The following is a 17747-nucleotide window of genomic DNA, read 5'->3' as shown; positions in this document are numbered from 1 at the left end:
CATGAGGAAAAGTCGCGGAGTATTCCCGCTTTTTGTATTTCTATTATTAATTGTGTCACTGCTGGGTAGTCAAGCTGTCGGCGCTTATCCCACGGCACCTTCAGGCGGTCGTCTCTTCGATCCTGGCCAGCTTCATAAAACGCCAGCAAATCATGACATCCAGCTAGATTTCGTTCGCCTTAAATTTAGAGGGAAGATCGAGCCCAAAGCCGGCGAAAGGCCGAAGGAGCATATCGGCGCGAGTTCTTTCGGTCGCAAGGCACTGAGTTCGATTGCCAAAACGTCGAATCGCACGGCCTTCGGCGTTGGCGAAGCAATACGCGACACAACCAAGGCTGCTCAGCAGATCGTGAAGAATGCGCTAGACGGCCGCATCCGGGAGCGGATGGTCGAAGCCGATTTGAAAGCTGGAAATCCAAATGCGATCGTACAAAATCAAACACTTATAGTGGATAAGAATGGCAAGAAAGTGCTTGATCCTATTACTAACCAGGGCCGACGGGTTGATCACGTCGTCATAGAAGATGGCAAGGTCACGCGGATCGTTGAGACAACGTCGCCGACGGCGTCAAAAACCGCTCAGAGGTTAAAAGAGATAGCTATCCGAGACTCCGGCGGTGAGTATATAAAAGACAGAAAAACGGGAAAGCTGATTTCAATTAAAGATATCAGCTCAGAAACGGCGAGAGTTGACATAAAAGATAAGAAAATATCATATGGTGCGCGATGAGTATTACTTTATACAAAGCAATAGTACCAGTGAGATCTGGAGATCTCACTAGCGATGCAGCGATAAAAATCGGCGAAGCGCTAAGAAGTTTCTTAGTTGAACATAATCTCTTGCTTGATGCCTCTGAGGTGGTGAGGCGCCCGGGAGGGATGGATATTGAGTTGTATCTGGAGGATTTGAATCAGGATGGGCTGGATGTCATGAAGATCGGGTTTCATAACTATTTGAAACGTTTCGAACGGGATGTTGCTGCTGATCCCTTTGATGTTAGGATCTTATCGAGGGCATTGGCGAAGGTACGGTCGAAATATAGGCACTGATTTCATGCTTAGGAGTGAATCCGGAAAACACCCCTTGGCCACCTAACCGTAGCGCAGCGGCCATAGTCACAATGACTGCGCATCAGTCGCTTTGCTTTGCATAGGCTATATTCTCGGCCGACGGCGGTACGGTTGAGGACGCGGAAATTGTTTTTGCGGTCTTCAAGACAGGAAGAAGCCCGAGATAGGTCTCGGCTTCGAGAGCCGCCCGTCGCTCACCGAGGGTTGGATGCGTGCATAGCCAAGAACCTTCGGCGAAGCCATGGAACATCAGTCGGGCATGCTCACGCTCGAATTCGCTCAGTTCCGGCTCGTTGTGCAGCTTTTCCAGAGCGGTAATCATATGTTCCTTGCTGGTGAGCGCGGCGCCGATGGCATCGGCCCAGTATTCGCGGCTGCGCGAGAGCCGCAGGACCAGCAATTCCGAAAACCAGGTGAGGAGCCAGCGGCCCCAGCGCTGGAGAGTTTTGGAGAACCCCAGATACCAGACCAGGGAGTTTTGGAAAGAGCGGGCGAGGCCCATGCGGCGCATGTCGTTATTGGCAATATGACCTAACTCGTGCCCGATGATGGCGTCCACCTCGGGTTCGCTCAAGGTATCGATGAGGGGTTGGCCGATGACGACCAGGGCATTATTGGGACTGCCGCCGATGGCGTAGGCGTTGTTGTGGGGCATGGTGCCGACCCATGGCCGGGTGTTGAGGCCGAGTCTGGCAGCCAGTGCATAGACGCGCTGGGCCAAGGGATCTTCCTCCTTCAGCAGAGTGATGCCATGTTTGCGGATCGCATTCTCGCGTTGCCGCCACAGGCCGGTAAATCCCCAAAGCGTTCCCCAGAGCGGGACGGCCAGGACGCCGCCCAACATACTTCCGGTGACAATCCCGACGCCTAAGCCGACCGGCAGGGAGATAAAGCTGGCCCAGGCCAGCCCGACCCAGCTGCCGAAGACCAAGCCAAGCCAGGTTGTCAGACTGCTGTTCTGGAGCTTTTCGTATTCAATTGTCGCTTCAGCCATGATTGTGCCCTCTCATCATCCCAATGCGTTGGCGGCAGGTTTCGCTCTTCTCGTGGACGACAAGTTGCGTCTTGAACGGGCGTGTGCCTGCAATGTCGGTAATTCCATAGCGCCAGCCGTCGCCTTGCCAGCCGCCGAGCAGCTCCCGGACTTCGTCGCTGGTGAGCAGTGGACGGCCGAGGAATTGAATGTTCTCGGTCGACGAGAAGCTGGTGTTGGTGGATCCGTCCCAGTCCTGCTGATGCGACGACACGTTGGCGCCGGTGCTCGTAGTGCGGATGGCATGGGTCTTATGGCCGAGATAGCCGCCGATCATCTTGGCCGTCTCCTCGTCATTGATCCCAAAGAACTGCTTGACAGCGCAGTTCAGGAACGGCCGCCAGCTGTTGCCCGGATAGTGCTCCTCGATCGAATAGATATCCTGCAGGAAGAACCACAGCCGCACGCCTGCGCCCGCATGGGTGCGGATCGCGTCGCGATATTCTGGGAAACGGCCTATATTCAAGAACTCGTCGAGTACGAACAGCACCGGAATTTCGGGGACGCGCGGGTTGGCGAGCATGGCGTCGAGAGCGGTTTTGAGAACGACGCGGAGCCAGCCCGCGAACGTCTTCATCATGTCGAACGGGATCTCGATATAGACCGTCGCGGGACGGTCCTTAAGGCTTTCGAAGCTGACGTCGTTGCCATCAATGCTTCGGAGGATTTCCGTATCTTTCCATTCGTAGAGCTTGCTTGTCAGCGTGGCCTCAAGGACCTTCAGATCACGCATCGGGTCCTTTTCGAGGATCGCGCGTGCGGCGTCGGCTGAGGGCGGAAAGGTCTCCATCTTCCTGGCCGCCTTGAGAAGATGGCGGCCCTTCAGCGACGCCATCTCGCAAGCAGTTGCCAAAGTTCGGCGGCCTTGCGGCGCCTTGTGGCGAACATACATGATGACCGCGGTCACGAAGCCGACGGCTTCGTCAGCGAAGAATGACGAGGCCTTGGGATCGTGCGGAAACATCTGCTGCGCAATTGCGCGGGCGTCGGATTCTCGCCGGACGCGGCTCAGAGGATCAAAGCGGTGCACCGGTTTGCCTGACCCGCGGTCCAGCGGGGCGATCCGGTAGACCGGGCCGAGCTTGCTGCGCGACTTGGAGGTGGCTTCGAACAGCTCGCCTTTGGGGTCAAGAACAACGCAGCTGCCCTGATAGCGCAAAAGGTTTGGAATGATTGTGGTCTTGCCTTTGCCCGACCGGGTGGGAGCGATGGTCAGAAGATGGCCGTCGCCATCCCAATGGACGTATCCCGCCGGTGTGGATTGGCCCTCATCGCTGAAAGTGCCGAGAAGGATGGAGCGTGGGTTGTCGAAGGCTGATTTGTCGCGGAGATAAGGCCGTAGATCCGTCGAATTGGGCCACCTAGCCGAGCCATAGAGGGGAGGTGGGTCGGCGAGCACGCGTTCGCGTTCCTGTCGAGCCGCCAGGTCACGCTTGGCGCGTTCGATGATCGGGCCAGGGTCTCGGCCGGAACGGATGGCGGCTTCGACAGCATCGGCCACTTCAGGACCATAAAGCTTTTCGATATCACGCCGCGCGGAACGGGCTTTGAGGCTCCGCCCGGCTTTCAGTCCCCATTTTGCCGATTTCAGCGCCAGCGAAAGGTTACGCTGAAGATCACCTAAAGGATCAAACTTATAGGTCACAATATCGCCCCACCCCAACCGGAGCGAGAATAACAAGCTAAAATTGAAAAACAATCGGAAGCGGGGTGCGAATTGCTTTGTGCCAAATAAAGTCAGGTAAGAATGCGCTGGAAATTGATGGTTTGGATCCGAAGTAAAGAGTGGGAAAACCGGCGATCCTTCTTGTCACACAAGGCCGAGCCAACCCATACTGCAATCAAAGGAGGAACTATGCCGAGCGTTTTCTTTTCCTATTCGCACGCTGATGAAAAGCTGAGGGATCAGCTAGAAAAGCAATTGTCCATGCTGAAGCGCCAAGGGGTGATCGAAACATGGCATGACCGGCGCATCGGCGCGGGGCAGGACATTGATCAGGCCATCGACGACCACATTAACACGGACAACATCATCCTGTTGCTCGTCAGCCCCGACTTCATCGCGTCCGACTATTGCTATGACATTGAAATGCAACGGGCGATGGAGCGTCACGAGCGCGGGGAAGCAATCGTCATTCCTGTCATCCTCAGAGCTTCCGATTGGCATGAGGCGCCTTTCGGCAAGCTGAAGGCGGTTCCACTCGACGGTAAACCGATCACGCAGTGGCCGGACATCGACGAGGCCTTCCTTCAGGTGGCAAAGGCGGTTCGTGAGGCAGCCGGGAGGTTCGGAGGCGAGGTTGCGACGCCTGTGCGGCGCTCGGCGGTGGCCGAGCGTTTTTCGGCAACCACTCCGGTCGCGCCTCGCTCCAGCAACCTCCGGCTGGCCAAATCTTTTACACAGAAAGATAAAGATCAGTTCCGCGACGAAACGTTTGAATATATTGCCCGCTTTTTCGAAAACTCTCTCAGCGAGCTGGGCGATCGTAATCCCGGGTTTGAAGGGGTCTTCCGGCGCGTCGATGCCAACCGTTTCTTCGCCACGATCTACCAGAACGGCAAGGATGCTGCACGGGGTACCGTGTACATGGGCGGAGACATCTGGGGAGGGGGTATCAACTACACCCAGGGCCATTCGACCAGCAGCAATAGCATGAACGAGTCGCTGAACGTCGAAGCCGACGAGTTGGCGCTTTACCTGACGAATATGGGCATGATGTCCTTTGGCGGGGAGCGGGATCAAAAACTCTCGCAGGAGGGCGCTGCCGAGTTACTTTGGGAAGCGTTTATTCGACCATTGCAGACTACCAGATATTGAAGGAACTGACGTGCTGTCACCCCGCGAATTCACGGTTGGTACTTTTGCCGATGCCAAGCCTCTGAGCTTGATCCTGCCGCGAACTCAACATGAGGAAACCGTCCTGTTCGGGCACCTGAATAATGTGACGATGGCCGTATTCCTGTCAGGCCAAAATCCTTTTCTGAGTTTTGAAAGTGCGGATAACAAAAGTTGGATGGGGCTCATTGTCCCTGACGTCAGTATCGAAGTGGACGAAACAAGCGCCTTCAACCCGGCTGCAATCGACACCCCTTTAGGTTCGGTTCTGAGAATGGACACGCGCCTAGCCATCGAGGCGCGCACCGAAAGTTCGTTTCGGTCGAAGGCGATCACTCTGCATAACGATCTCATGCCGGCCGGCGAGTTCAGTGCCGGATTTAAGACCTGGCAGGTGGTGATCGGAGAAGGACATTCCAAACGCGTTCTGTGGCGCACGCCCGATCCGAAACCGGCAGGCTGAGATTATATCATCCTGCGGATTTCGACCGCCAGAGGTTCGAGGTCGCCGCTGAAACTGACGATCATGGCATCCAGGAATGGGCCGGGTTGCAATTGTGTTTCGTCCAGTTCGTAACCGGCATTGCGAGCCAGCATTGTTAGAAATACCAGTTGGGTACGGCCATTGCCTTCGCGGAATGGATGGATCGCGTTGATCTCCGCCAGAAACCATGCCGCGCCTTGTGCGAAGGCATCCTTTGTTTCGAGATCGGCCAGGTGTTTGCGTTCGGCCAACTGCGTGAATAACTTCTCCGCTTCCGGCACAATGTATTCGGGATAGCAGAACCAATTCTCACCCTTGCCGGTGCGGATGGTACGGACTTCACCAGCCCATTCGTAGACATCTTGAAAGAAATGTCGGTGCAGCGCCAGATAGTGCGCGAAATCGAGGTTTCCTTCGGGCAGGGTCTCCTGCGCCCGTGAGTCGAACATCAACTGTTCGAACTCGTCCAGTTGGTCCTGGTCTTCAATATCGGCCTTGTTGCGCAGAACATGGGTGCCCGGATAGCAGAGCGGATCTTCGACGGCATTGTAACGGACCACGCGTCAGCCCTTTTTGAAGGCCTTCATGATCTCGCGCCGGTAGGCGTCACCCTTCAAGCCGCTGAAGGTGAGTTTGTCCGACAGCGCCTTCGAGGCGCCGTTCATCTTCAGTCCCTCGACCTCGGCGAATTTGGCAGCCTTGCTGCCGCCAATCGGACGGGTAACGAATTTGCCGGTGTCGGAGGAACGGCCAGGTTTCGGATCTTTTCTCATGACGCAAGCATACCATCACACCGAAGGCGTTGCCCACCTTTTTGTATCGGAATGGACATTGTAGGCTGGACCGAGTTTACGAGTTGTGGGGAACGCGGACATGTCCAATAAAATCAAACTGGTTCATGCCGTTAAAGACTGGAATACATTGAATTCAATAGCCGTTCAGGGCTACGCCGACGGCCTTGAATGCCTTGCCTCGGTCGATTTGCTGGAAAGGGCCAACGCACCGGAGGTGATTGCGGGGGTTAACAAGGACGGCTTGGCTCTGACCTTGAGATTGCTTGTCAACAGCACGCTGTTTCGGCTCCATGTTTTCGTGGTGCGCGCGTTTGCGGAAGTTCGTCATCCCGACGACCGACATCTTCGCGCGGCGATTACTTTCCTTAAGGAAGATGGCCGGCTGGGTGACGTACCATGGCCGGTTCACCGTCAGCGCCTTGAAAAAGCGATCTGGATATTCGACCGGGCACTCATCGATCAACGCTTGGCGCGTCTGAAACATATGCGCAACAAGCAACTTGCGCATTTTGCTATCTATGAAACGGAGGGTGGTCCTACCTACACCGACCTCTTCGAGTTTGCGACGCTGACCGCGTCGATCTGGGAACACTTAGGCTACGGCACCCAGCAGATCATGATCGATATGGAAGATCAGATGAAAGCCTATCGACGCAGTGCGGAGACGTTCTGGTCCGCCTTTCAAAGAGCGACAGCGGACCAATAAACTGATCTCCCAAGATCCGCCGAAATATCGGGGTGTCGGACGGCCTTCGCGCAGCGCATGGAAGCTGCCGCCGCACCGCGCCTTAAAGGACCTTCCGTCCGAATGTCAATACGTGTCTCCGACCGGTGACAGGGTGGATGCCTGTTGCCGTTCGCTTCAAGGCCGGTAAGTTGGACGTGATCGCAGGCGTAAGCAATTCCTGCAATTGCAATCTAGGATGAAATCCGCATACTAAGCTATCTCAACTCCGTCCGGATAAGCGCTATGGGAAAGTGCCTGCGTTGCGATGGTACCGGTTCCATCGACTGTCCTGATTGCGGTGGATCCGGTGACTACAATGATGACGGCGAAGTTGTCCCTTGCCTCAACTGTGGTCACGGCGATCAGCCTGCTGGACAGGTTTGTTGTCCCGAAGATTGCGACGAGGGCTACATTGATGATGGCGAGGACGACGACTAGCGTTGTCTGCCAAGTATTTCGGCGATAATCTGGTTGTCGGCAATCGCTGCTTGCTCATGGCAGTACAGCCGCACATGCCGAGCAAACGGCCGTCGGGATGTCGTCTCAATCCAAACTGCGCAAGTTCCGTCCGCATAGGACCTATGTAGTGCGTACGGATAAGCGATCCACTGCCCATCGACAGGCAGCGAAATCATCGGCGGTATCTCAACCAGACCGACTTGACGGGAAAAGAGATGGGCATATTCAGCCCATTTCCCGCTCTCTAAAAAAGCGACCTTAGCTAGATCGGATTTGAAGGTTTGGGCGGAGAGAGCTTTCGGCCCCGCGAGACGCGTTGTTTGCAACACAATGTTGCCCGGCAGAACTAATGGAAATATGGCTTCAAACTGGAACTCCATAATCGAATGTGAAGCGATTGCACATACTTGGCAACCTTGCTCTGAGAAGGCAATTGGCTCGCGTGTCATGTTTGTCAGCGGCCAAACAGCAGCGCGAACGTGAAATAGATCAGCGTCAGGCCGAGCATCGTCCAGAGGACCCTTGCGACTACTGTGACGGCAGCAAGCAGAGATTGCGCCACGATCAGCAGTGCCAAAGTGCCAGAATGAACACGGGCGTCACCATGTGATCACCAGTTCTGGATATTCGCTGCCAATGGCGGGGCGAAGCGGGTCCTGCTCGATGAGGGTCGGGCGCCAGATATAGTGGAACTGCTCCCGGTCGAGCCATTCTTCGAGGCTTTTGGCGGCATCGGTATCGGACAGGTCGAACGGTTGCTCCTGGACGATCCGGTAGTGGCGGTGACCCTGGAATGCCTGTTCATCGATGGCGGCCGCTACAGTGGCAGGCTTGAAGAGCCTGTCCGCGTATTTTTTGCGGACATTGGCGGCCATGAGGAAATTGCCTTCAGCGCGTTTCATCAGAAGGCACTCCCGAGATAGGTATCGGTGACCTTGAGACGGCCATGACCGAGTTCAGCGGAAATCTGCCGCCGCGCGGCGCGATCGGCCTCGCGCTCCTTCGGCGTCATCTCCTTCCAGGTCTTGCCGCCAGCGAGCGGGCAGGGGAGTCCGGCAAGTACCTTATACCGTTGCTGAGCATAGGCGTGGCGGAACCCGTGCGTATTGCGCAGGCCGGCCTTGTGGGTCTGGTATTCATAACGCTTGAGCTGCTCGACATAGGTCAGATCCACGGGGATCAGCGATCCCTGACCTTTGACGAGGGCGGCGATGTGGTGGAGCGTCTGGCGCTGGTCCAATGTGGTGATCGGGATCGTCCGGGCGCGGCCGCCTTTAGTCCAGCTCGGCTGCAGCGCGATATGGTCGGCGCGCATGGCGATATGTGGCCGAAACTTGATCGCTTCCTCGCGACGCAAGCCGAACGCGACCTGCAGCAGGACGGAGGCCTGGATATGCGGGCTTTCGATCGCCTGGAGTTGGGTCGTGTCGAGGGTTTGGGCGCGATTGCGGTGGGTTTCACCGCGTTCGGCGACGCCATAGGTGGCGTTGTCGCGGCTGACCACGTTCGGCTTGCCGATCTTCTCGGCCCACCAGCGCAGCCAGCTCAGCCGGTTACGGATGCTGGCATCGCTCTTGTCGTCGTTGAGCCATTTCTCGACGAGTGCGTCGACGTGCTTGGGTTTGAGCGAAGCTGCCGTCGGCAGCTTGTAGCCGAGTTCGAGCAGTTCGTCCGCCATTGCGGCCAAGCCGCGCGAGCGGTTGGTTTGCGTGCCGAAAGAACCGTCCCGGTTGCGGCGGCACAGCCGCACCAGGTCCATGTTTAGGTTGTCCATCATTCTCATTTCCGTTTAGGGCGGTGAGTGTTGATGGCTGATGCCTGTCCTTAGATCAGGTCACCCCGCGGAAAGACATCCGCGGCGAAAGCCGGGAATGGGGTTAGTCTCCTTTCGTACGGTAAGAGCCTTCTTGAGCCAGCCGGGCGGCTGGCCGATTAAGTGTGCCCTGTTGGGCGTCCGGCGGCGGTTCGGGGAACCGACGTCGGGGGATGCGCCGCCGCGGCGGCGCACGGATCGTGTTAGCATGCATGATGCGCTCCTATTGGTTGGGAAAACGGGGAGGAAGATGGATCAGGCTGTTGCTTGATCTGCCGGAATAGTGAACGCAGCCGCTTCGTAATTTCCAGCAGCTTGCCTAAAAAATGATGCCGCTTCGTTCCGGTGGGAACGCGCGTCCTTTGTCGGTCATGTGGGATCGTTTGTGCGAAATGGCTTCAGCGTTGGCGTTCGGCGGGTCCGTCACTCCCCAAAGGATTGGCGAGTGACGGCCCGCCGGCCGGCCGCGCGGTCGGACATGGTATGTCCGACTTGTCCCGCTTGTGCTTTGCGCCGGTTGCTCCGTGGGACCGGCGGTAGGCGCCTGGCAGGAGGTGGCACCTTGATCCGCCTCCGGCCGTCCGCAAGTCGTGTGCCGCCGCCGGTAGCGGTCTCCCGAGCACAGACTTGCCGAAGGCCGGTGTTCGGCGGATCTGATTGGGCCACCTGCCGATGGTCGCCCATCTGGTTCGCGGGCAGGAAGCGGCTGCGCGCCGCGTCTGCGGGAGCGCGGACGGCAGTCTGCTGTGTTTATGGAATTTAGGAGGAACTGGGGAGGGGAAGGCTTTCCCCTGGCTGCCAACCCGGCGGACGGTTTTACGCCACCCCTTCTGCGGGAGGGCCCGCAACGCCCCAACGTAGCAGAATGTTCATTTCTGCAATTTTAAATTTTGATTGCAGGAGACAGAATCTCTTTTTGAGTCCGCCGCAGTATCTTATCGTTTGCGACATGGACCATGTGGATCTCTGAAGAATAGCATTCCCGATTGAGTCTGTTTTCTATTGTTATTACGCCATGAATCGCGTCTTTCCACGGATCTGGCACCTTTTTTATGGTTAAAAATGCATTTATGTATGTGGAGAGGCCGGACATAATAATGTGCGATCCAGTGTCGAAAACAAGGCCATCGCACATTTTCACGTTTCTCATCAAACTCGCCTTCAAGAAGAATATAGGTATATTCTTCGCATCGATGTGGACTCTGAGATTTAGTATTTTTAAGCTAGTTTCCGGAATACTTGAAAATATATGGTAGGTGCCTTCGTATTTTTTGATGGCGAGAGCTGGATCGGAGTCTGTTCCTAATTCTCTGACTGCAAAGTCATACATTTGTACGTGGTCAATCTTAAACCGTGTCTCGAGCCTTCTAACTGCAATCGCAAGCACGTCTTTTTTCTGAATATTTGAGGACAATACGGCCTTTGAGGGGTCGTTGATCCAATTCCGGAGCGTCCTCTCGGAAAAGAGGCCCTCAATCGCTTCCCTTATGTCTTTCGATTGCCCATTCTCGATGTAATACTTGATCTTATTCAGATCTCTTATCGCTTTTAAGATTTTTTCTTGATTTTGTTCGTCTTTTTCAAGTGAAATCATTGTCTTGCCTCTTTGGCGGAATCCTATATTCCGCTGACTATAACTCTCTCAGGCAAATTGGAAATAGGCTACTGAGTGGAACGCGGATAAAATGCGAGATTTGCGGCAGGAGCCCGATAAAGGAGGAAATTTCTCGAAATCGGTTGCCGAACTTTAGTCGCTTACATTAGAATTGCTATAATGTAGAGAGCGACGCCGACGGAAAATCAGCCTTGACCTGTTGCGGTGATTAAGTCACTCTAGGGCTACGTTAACCAAGAATAGCTATACTCGGAATATATGACCGAGGCGGCCGTCATCGAGGGGGCTATGGCTGAAGGGATGTATTTAGACATCGCAAGAATAGAGCTGCCTCCATCTGTAAAAGATCGATGCACCAGGAATCATGCGCCGCTAGGCGCATTTTTTTTCAGCTTCGATTTCGTGCTGCCAGTCAGCACGAAAAAAGCCCTACACCATACGGTGTAGGGCCATCGCAGTGCGTGGGAAAGAAGGCGGCAACCTTCTTTCCCGACTTCCGATCAACACGTGACAAGGAAAGGATTAGATATGTCACAAGCGACCGGTTCCGTAACCAGTTTCACCGTCGAAGAACTGCTCCATCTTGCCGATCTGATCGGTGAGAGGGTTGCGCAGCATTCGTGGATCGTTCTGGTAATCTCTCTTCTCGCTGCCGTTCCCGTGGTGTGGAAGAGCGCAAGATATTTCGCTAAGGTCGGTCGGATCATCTTCGCTGCACTTGAGGCAGCTCTCGGATGGCTCGATGCGACTGGCCGCGGAGCATGGGATCTTGCATGGCGTCGCAGCCGTCGCGCCGCCTGGAAGTTGATCAAAAAGGGAGCGCAGTCGGTCCTAGATACCGCTAATTTGCGGCTCCAAAGCCTTGATGAGAAAACGGTATAAAAGAAGCGAGGCCTCTGATCAAATCTAGAGGCCATGTTAACTCTATGTACTATATAGGTCAACAACGTTGACCTATATAGGCAACCCCCATCTGGTTGCGGAGATGGAGTCCGGGATTGATCTCTCTGACTATCGCGGCGGAAATTTGCCTGCAACGTCGTAGTCACCCATTCTCTGAGTAATTGATCGAAGGGCGAGTTACGCCCGGCTAAGCAAGTAGGATCGTTTCTTAAAAAGTTGGTGAATTCAAGACGTTCATCAAAAGATTTTATTCTAGTGACTTTAATGTCGGCGAGCCTTGGCAGAGAATTCTATCTGCGGGGGCGGAACCACCGCGGCAATTCGGCGCCATAATAGGTTGAGCGGCGACCTCCTGGTAAAGCTTTGACGAAGGGCTTTGCGTAAATCTTGCATCGCACAATAAATTCGACGCCGTCTTTTAATGCGAAACGTGGCGCGCTGATAGCCCGATTTCCTGGTAACACGGCTGACAGCCTTTTGCCGCAATTGGTCTAGACACCAGCGCTCAAATTAGCTGCTGGGGCCGTGGCCGCGCGCCGCACCTCGTTGCGCTCGGCGCGTGTCCTTAGCGAATCCGCAGAATCGTACTTTTACTGACGCCGAACGCCCTCGCGATTTGCGCGCATGGCTCGCCATTGCTGAGGCGTTCCACCACAATTTTCCGGTCGCTTGGACCGAGTTTAGGTTTACGTCCGAATTTGACGCCCCGTCGCCGTGCCATTTCGCGGCCATGAGCGGTATTCTCCAGAATTCGCAACCGATGCCACCGCGCGAACCATCCCAGAATGAAAAGAAACAAGTCGGCGAGCTCGGATGTCGTATCGATAAATGGCTCATCGAGAAGCCGTAGACCGGCCCCAGAGGCTTTGACGCTGTTGAGAATGGTCAGCATATCCATCGGGTCGCGAGCCACGCGATCACTGACGGTCGCCAGCAACACATCACCGGGTTTCAGTAACCGGAGAAGCTTATGCAGTTCCGGACGATCCGTTGTGTTCTTGCCGCTGCGCTTCTCATGGAAAATCCTTCTGCATCCTGCTGATCGCAGCCGTTCGAGCTGATAGGCAAGATCCTGTCCGCCCGTGCTTACACGGGCGTAACCTACAAGACGGGAAGATAAGGAATTTTGGCGCATGCAGGGTCTCCGATATGAAACCCCCGAATTTATGCCAGTAAACAAAGTCTAATTTAAGGAGTTACTAAATTGCATGATCACCAAATCTCACGATATTTGCAAGGAGGGTCGATTCACTTAATGTAAATGGCGGCGTGTCTTAGAAATACTTAATATTCTGATATTTATAAGCAGACTACGCAAAGCTCGTGAATAGAGACCGCGCCCTCCATAAATCGTGATTTTTGCTATCCACAGAGGGCATTCACCCTCCTTCAGGTAGCCCCCATGAGCGCACGCCTTCTCAGACTTTCCTTTCTTGCCCCCATCGTTTTCGTTCTGCCCGGCTGGTCTTTGCTGGGTGGCGGCGATCCTTCGCCTGATGCTGCCCAGCAATATCTGAGCGGACGCGTCGGCAACGTCTGGAACCTCCAGCTCAGCAATTGCTCCGGCGATGACAACCGCAAATCCTGCTCCGTCGCCTACAACCGCTCCTTCGGCCCTTACAAATACTACGAGGAGCTGAACATGGATTTCCAGAAGACGCCATCGGGCTGGAATGTCCTGCGTTACAGCGTCATCAAGACGGAGACGCTGTGATGAAGAATATCGCTATTGGCGCCGTCGCCATCGCCGTCATGCTCGCGCCCGCCGCGCATGCCGACGACAAGGCGTGGGCGATGTATTCCTTCCAGACCAAGAACTACTACTACATGGATTCCTGCAATCGGGGCGGCCAGTCGCCTATGACCGGCGAGTACATGAAGCGCCTCGAAGACAAGATTAATGACTATGCCGCCGCCAACGGGTTCAAGGATGCGGACATCAATGCCATGCGGCGGGACGCCATCGCCAGGGTCAACTCCGCCGTCAGTAGCGGCTGGCTGGATGGACCGCGCTGCGCCCAGATCCGGGGGAATATCATCAAGAGATTGAATCAGGTAGACTTCTGGAGCTGGAACTAAGATGTCGGCTTCTATTCGCTTGTGGTGCAGTTTAGCTCGGGGCGTCGTGATCCTCTTGGGCTGCGGCATGTCCTTAACGTCATGCGAGGCGTCAGCAGATGAGAAGGGTGTCGATACCAGCCGATATCCGCCGTCTGGCGTGTTCGCGAACTGGTCGAAGGCGCAGATGGACGAAATCTTCCAGTCCAACCCCGAACAGTTTGCCGCTGGCAGCAGGCGACTGGTTGAAGCGGGCTTGCCGGAACTGAAGCTGCAGGACACGGATGCCTGCTATTCGACCTTCAATATCTCCGACGGCGACGGCACCAACATTGTCTATGACGTCGATAAGAAGACGTTCGAAAGCTCGTCCGGCGCTGACATCCGCTATGCCGAAGCCTGGCGCGGCAAATGCGAATACGATGCCGGAAAACGCCTGGAAACCTGCACGTCCACGGGCACCTCAGCGGAAACCTCGGTCACCTGGTATCCGACGACAACTTCAACGACCGCATCGTGTTCAACACAATGGCCGAATATCAGGATTTCATCGACAGCAAGGCCGACCCGCAGCCACAAATCCAGAGCTACGTGTCCTGCGACAGTGAAAAGACGAAGCTCTATCCCCGGATACAGGCCGGAAAGCTGGATCGAGTTGAGGATACCCGCAATCTGGCTCCCATTCTCCGGTCAGCAATCGCCGATCCGATGTACGTATCGAAATTCCTGAAGGTCGTGGGTAAGCAGCCATAGGTGTCCAGTGAAACAGCTCCGCGCATTCATCTTACTTTTTGCCGTGCCTTTGGCCGCTCATGTCGGCGCCGCATTGATGATGGCTAGGCGAGGGCTCTCTTCGTCCATTCGCTCGCGGGAACAGACACCCTCCGCACCCGATCAGTGCCTTCAGTCAACGACCGCCCATCCCTGGATGAAGCTGCAGTTGTCGTTGCCTCTCGCCCTAGTGCTTTTTCCCGCTGAACCGTCTCTCCCTTGCGGCCAGTGAGGTCGGGGTTCTGCGGCGTGGCCCGTACCGGTCAATCGGCTGCCCGCTCCTTCGCTACGCTCCCGTGTTGCCGTTGACTGGGACCGGCGCGTCCCGCGCCTCGGGCTTAACGCCGCTTTGAAATCCCGACCGGCCGCAAAGGGCGCGCCGGGTAACCAACGGGAGAATCCCAATGACGACCGAAAGCAAACGACCCTCTCACGAGGTCTTCCACATCGAAGGTGAAGGCAAGAAAGCCTTCTGGACTAAGATCGGCGGTGCCTGGTCCCACGACGACGGCGAGGGCTTTACCATCAGCCTCACCTGCCTGCCTCTCAACGGCCGGCTCGTGGTCCGCAAACCGAAGAAGGACGACGCGCGATGAGCGCGTCCACCCTTCGCATCCGTCTGCTGAACGATCAGCTGCGCGCGTTCCCGTTTCCACCCCGTGGCGAGATGGTTATGACCTGCGGCGTGGCTGACCTTCCGGCCGATGACCTCAGTGAGGTCCTGCACCAAGTTCGGACATTCGACGCCTTTACCGCCGATAACGATCCTCACGGTGAGCATGACTTTGGCAACTTCACATACAATGGCGTCCGCTATTCTTGGAAGATCGACTATTACGATCGCGACAAGGAGTATGGCTCGCCTGATCCGAGCGATCCGGCCGTCACCTGCCGAGTACTGACAGTGATGCGCGCCGACGAATACTGACATTGTAAAGTCGAGGCGGCCGCCATGCGGGCCGCCTCGACGCGCGGGATATGCACTCTGCCTTTCGCCACACTGAGGGATATAGCGTAGGCCGCCCGAGGAACTCATGTGTAAGCTTCCAGCTTCCCTCGCCTCGGGCGATGCCCGCCCATTTCTGAAAATGACCGCGGGCTCAGCGGATGCCGTTGCCCGACATCGACCTTGTTATCCTTCGGGGTCGGACCCTTGTCGCGGCATGGGCAACGAAACCGACCGACGTAGGGCAGGGGAACCCCGCCGCAGCTTCCCTCTTAACCAACCAATTCCTTGAATCAGCGTTCGATTGAAAACATCGGCAAGAAAGAACGAACATATGATTCAAATATGTTGTAGAAAATCCCCGATACAATTGAAGCGTGGTAAATATTTGCTATCGTATGATTCTTCACAGGGGGATTTCATGAAGAAAATAATAGCGTTATCGATAATATCCTTAGCTGTAAGTGGCTGCACTTATGCCGCTAATCAGGTGTTGGGCGACAATGCAACTCCAATAAATCCGATAAAGGGTCAAATTCTAGAGGCCGGAAGGCTCTACCGTGTCAAAAGTGACGGATCCACGCATCCTCTCTGCGAAAGAGATTTTGACAATCGCGCGATGAAGGCGATAACAACTAAAGTTACGCTGGATTCCGATAAGTCAATTAGTGATACAAACACAGCGGAGTCGGTTACATTCGGATTTCCCGGCGTACCTACTCTGCACTGGCCATACTATAAAACGAAAGTCGACGGATATACTGTCACTAGGGCAGCTTGGCCCTCTGATGACGACTTTTACCACTATGTCAGAAACAGTGTCGGGGACACTTGCCGCGGGTATATCGATAGTGGCACCGTCGTAATTGTTGAGGCCGAAGCGCGAGCGAAAGCATCATCGCAGGTGTTTAAAGGACCAGTGGACGAACTTAATTTAGGTCCGCTGAATATTAAAGGCATTGGCGGCGAAAAGACCATTCCCGCACCTTCGAATGTCACGTTCGGTATCATCGCCGCAAAAAAATAAATCGGTGTCTCGGGCGCAATTCACATTTAGTTACTGCGCCTCTGAGCACTAGGACATCACTTCAGAGTATGTCGCTATCTGAGCCAGCCAGTTAGCGACATGCTTCCCAAAATGCTGCGCTGCCTATTGCTCTGGAAGTTTTACCTGCGGCGCCCCCGTAAGCTTGCCGAGGACGTCGAGCGGCGCGACTTTTGCCCACACCTGACCGTTTGCGAGGTTGGTAACATCGGTTACGTGGAAGAAATCGCCGGGCGAGGCCAAACCCTTGATTGACGCATTATCTTTCGACCCGCCCGGCGCGATAATCTCATCTCGGATCCAAACATATCCCTTCGCGACGACAGTTGATCCGACCGAGGGCGCAGCGTCCGGCTCTTGCGGAAGCCTGTAAACCTGATCAAGCCACTTGGTGCCAGACGGATCTTTGGTGCCGATGTAGGTAAAACCGGGGGCCGGCGCGTTGGAAAAGCGGGCCTTCGTCGTCGTTTCCTGCTGGGTCTCACACGCCGGATCGGTTGTGGATTCTGCTCCGGCTGTGAATAGACTTTCGTGAGCCAACCGGATTGTTGTGAACCATGTTCGGGTGGATAGGGCCGACGTACTGGAGGGGAATTCGGCCGATGACAACATACCCACAACAAGCCCGTCCGGTCCGAATACCGGGCCGCCGCTGGCACTCCTCTCCACTTGCATTCGCGTTTCCTGCCAGACGCTCGACCGTGGAGAGATAATGTTGAGCTTGGTAATGGGCGACTCGGCAACAAGAGAGCGCCCAGAATCTTTGATATAAGAAATTCCGAGAACGTTTAGCCCAATCTTGGGCCGATATTCCTCGCGAATTCGTACGTATGGAAGATCTTCTTTATCGACTTTCAATAGAGCAAAGTCGAAGTCATCCCTCTTCATGATTGCTGCCGGAATCGGATTGGCGTCAAGATCGCCAATGCGAACCTTCGCCGTTCCTGTCGTTCCTGAGCCGTCTTCGCGTTCCAATACATGCCGTGCAGTGAGAATCCATCCGTCGGGCGAAATGACAAATCCGGTTCCGTAAATTGCCGTATCATCGGTATCCGTTTGATCGGGGTAATATAGAACCTCGACCACCGCCTTATTGAAAGCTTCGTAGACGCATTGCTGATTGGCACGAGCAGTTGGCCCATATGCAAGAGCGGGAATTATGAAAATCAAATAGCGAAACAAGGTTTTCATA

Annotated in this window: 21 protein-coding genes; 11 read left to right on the top strand and 10 right to left on the bottom strand. The window is 55.2% G+C overall.

Annotated elements, in window-relative coordinates:
* Position 1: 1 nt before the first annotated feature.
* Positions 2-730 (top strand): hypothetical protein, encoded by a 729-nt coding sequence (locus tag H4W29_RS01415; protein WP_192727366.1) that lies wholly within the window; start codon positions 2-4, stop codon positions 728-730.
* A 402-nt stretch (positions 731-1132) separates the two neighbouring features.
* Here the strand turns inward: H4W29_RS01415 and H4W29_RS01410 are convergent, their stop codons facing one another.
* Entirely contained in the window at positions 1133-2065 is a 933-nt protein-coding gene (locus H4W29_RS01410) for a M48 family metalloprotease (protein ID WP_192727365.1), read from the bottom strand.
* Entirely contained in the window at positions 2058-3803 is a 1746-nt protein-coding gene (locus H4W29_RS01405; RefSeq protein WP_246517090.1) for a type IV secretory system conjugative DNA transfer family protein, read from the bottom strand. Before H4W29_RS01405 ends, H4W29_RS01410 begins: the two co-directional genes overlap by 8 nt.
* Positions 3804-3959: 156 nt before the next feature.
* Here H4W29_RS01405 and H4W29_RS01400 point away from each other — a divergent pair, with 156 nt between their 5' ends.
* A complete protein-coding gene (locus H4W29_RS01400; RefSeq protein WP_192727364.1) occupies positions 3960-4922 on the top strand; it encodes a TIR domain-containing protein in 963 nt (320 codons plus the stop codon).
* 10 nt (positions 4923-4932) lie between these two features.
* Positions 4933-5403, top strand: coding sequence for a hypothetical protein (locus H4W29_RS01395; protein WP_192727363.1), 471 nt, complete (start codon positions 4933-4935; stop codon positions 5401-5403).
* A gap of 2 nt (positions 5404-5405) precedes the next feature.
* Here the strand turns inward: H4W29_RS01395 and H4W29_RS01390 are convergent, their stop codons facing one another.
* Positions 5406-5984 (bottom strand): Fic/DOC family protein, encoded by a 579-nt coding sequence (locus tag H4W29_RS01390; RefSeq protein WP_192727362.1) that lies wholly within the window; start codon positions 5982-5984, stop codon positions 5406-5408.
* Between the two features lie 3 nt (positions 5985-5987).
* Positions 5988-6197: a hypothetical protein gene (locus tag H4W29_RS01385; RefSeq protein ID WP_192727361.1), complete on the bottom strand. Its 210-nt coding sequence runs from the start codon at positions 6195-6197 to the stop codon at positions 5988-5990.
* A 100-nt stretch (positions 6198-6297) separates the two neighbouring features.
* Here H4W29_RS01385 and H4W29_RS01380 point away from each other — a divergent pair, with 100 nt between their 5' ends.
* Positions 6298-6924: an AbiU2 domain-containing protein gene (locus tag H4W29_RS01380; protein WP_192727360.1), complete on the top strand. Its 627-nt coding sequence runs from the start codon at positions 6298-6300 to the stop codon at positions 6922-6924.
* Positions 6925-7379: 455 nt separating this feature from the next.
* Here H4W29_RS01380 and H4W29_RS01375 read toward each other — a convergent pair whose 3' ends face one another.
* The 4 genes from H4W29_RS01375 to H4W29_RS01360 all read right to left on the bottom strand — a co-directional run bounded on the left by H4W29_RS01375 (position 7380) and on the right by H4W29_RS01360 (position 10811).
* Complete coding sequence (locus H4W29_RS01375; protein ID WP_192727359.1) at positions 7380-7853, bottom strand: hypothetical protein; 474 nt, start codon at positions 7851-7853, stop codon at positions 7380-7382.
* A gap of 150 nt (positions 7854-8003) precedes the next feature.
* Positions 8004-8306: a hypothetical protein gene (locus H4W29_RS01370; RefSeq protein WP_192727358.1), complete on the bottom strand. Its 303-nt coding sequence runs from the start codon at positions 8304-8306 to the stop codon at positions 8004-8006.
* Positions 8306-9178, bottom strand: a complete 873-nt coding sequence (locus H4W29_RS01365) for a phage integrase N-terminal domain-containing protein (RefSeq protein WP_192730647.1) — start codon at positions 9176-9178, stop codon at positions 8306-8308. The genes H4W29_RS01370 and H4W29_RS01365 overlap by 1 nt, the downstream gene beginning before the upstream one ends.
* Before the next feature lie 922 nt (positions 9179-10100).
* Positions 10101-10811, bottom strand: a complete 711-nt coding sequence (locus H4W29_RS01360) for a hypothetical protein (RefSeq protein ID WP_192727357.1) — start codon at positions 10809-10811, stop codon at positions 10101-10103.
* A 549-nt stretch (positions 10812-11360) separates the two neighbouring features.
* On the opposite strand from H4W29_RS01360, the gene H4W29_RS01355 reads away from it, so the two are divergent.
* Positions 11361-11714, top strand: coding sequence for a hypothetical protein (locus H4W29_RS01355; protein ID WP_192727356.1), 354 nt, complete (start codon positions 11361-11363; stop codon positions 11712-11714).
* Positions 11715-12300: 586 nt separating this feature from the next.
* On the opposite strand, the gene H4W29_RS01350 is transcribed toward H4W29_RS01355, so the two are convergent.
* Complete coding sequence (locus tag H4W29_RS01350; RefSeq protein ID WP_192727355.1) at positions 12301-12870, bottom strand: recombinase family protein; 570 nt, start codon at positions 12868-12870, stop codon at positions 12301-12303.
* Between the two features lie 267 nt (positions 12871-13137).
* Here H4W29_RS01350 and H4W29_RS01345 point away from each other — a divergent pair, with 267 nt between their 5' ends.
* From H4W29_RS01345 to H4W29_RS01320, 6 genes are all read left to right on the top strand, one after another.
* Positions 13138-13449 (top strand): hypothetical protein, encoded by a 312-nt coding sequence (locus H4W29_RS01345; RefSeq protein WP_192727354.1) that lies wholly within the window; start codon positions 13138-13140, stop codon positions 13447-13449.
* Positions 13449-13814: a hypothetical protein gene (locus H4W29_RS01340; protein WP_192727353.1), complete on the top strand. Its 366-nt coding sequence runs from the start codon at positions 13449-13451 to the stop codon at positions 13812-13814. The genes H4W29_RS01345 and H4W29_RS01340 overlap by 1 nt, the downstream gene beginning before the upstream one ends.
* A 1-nt stretch (position 13815) precedes the next feature.
* Entirely contained in the window at positions 13816-14523 is a 708-nt protein-coding gene (locus H4W29_RS01335; protein ID WP_210332127.1) for a hypothetical protein, read from the top strand.
* A 445-nt stretch (positions 14524-14968) separates the two neighbouring features.
* Positions 14969-15160 (top strand): hypothetical protein, encoded by a 192-nt coding sequence (locus tag H4W29_RS01330; protein ID WP_192727351.1) that lies wholly within the window; start codon positions 14969-14971, stop codon positions 15158-15160.
* A complete protein-coding gene (locus H4W29_RS01325; protein ID WP_192727350.1) occupies positions 15157-15492 on the top strand; it encodes a DUF3768 domain-containing protein in 336 nt (111 codons plus the stop codon). The genes H4W29_RS01330 and H4W29_RS01325 overlap by 4 nt, the downstream gene beginning before the upstream one ends.
* Before the next feature lie 439 nt (positions 15493-15931).
* Positions 15932-16537 (top strand): hypothetical protein, encoded by a 606-nt coding sequence (locus tag H4W29_RS01320; RefSeq protein WP_192727349.1) that lies wholly within the window; start codon positions 15932-15934, stop codon positions 16535-16537.
* A gap of 123 nt (positions 16538-16660) precedes the next feature.
* Here the strand turns inward: H4W29_RS01320 and H4W29_RS01315 are convergent, their stop codons facing one another.
* Complete coding sequence (locus H4W29_RS01315) at positions 16661-17746, bottom strand: S1 family peptidase (RefSeq protein ID WP_192727348.1); 1086 nt, start codon at positions 17744-17746, stop codon at positions 16661-16663.
* Position 17747 lies beyond the last annotated feature (1 nt).

It is taken from the genome of Rhizobium viscosum (assembly GCF_014873945.1).
Lineage (GTDB): Bacteria > Pseudomonadota > Alphaproteobacteria > Rhizobiales > Rhizobiaceae > Rhizobium > Rhizobium viscosum.
Note: the sequence above shows the minus strand (reverse complement) of the source record. Positions and strands in the feature narration are given on the sequence as shown.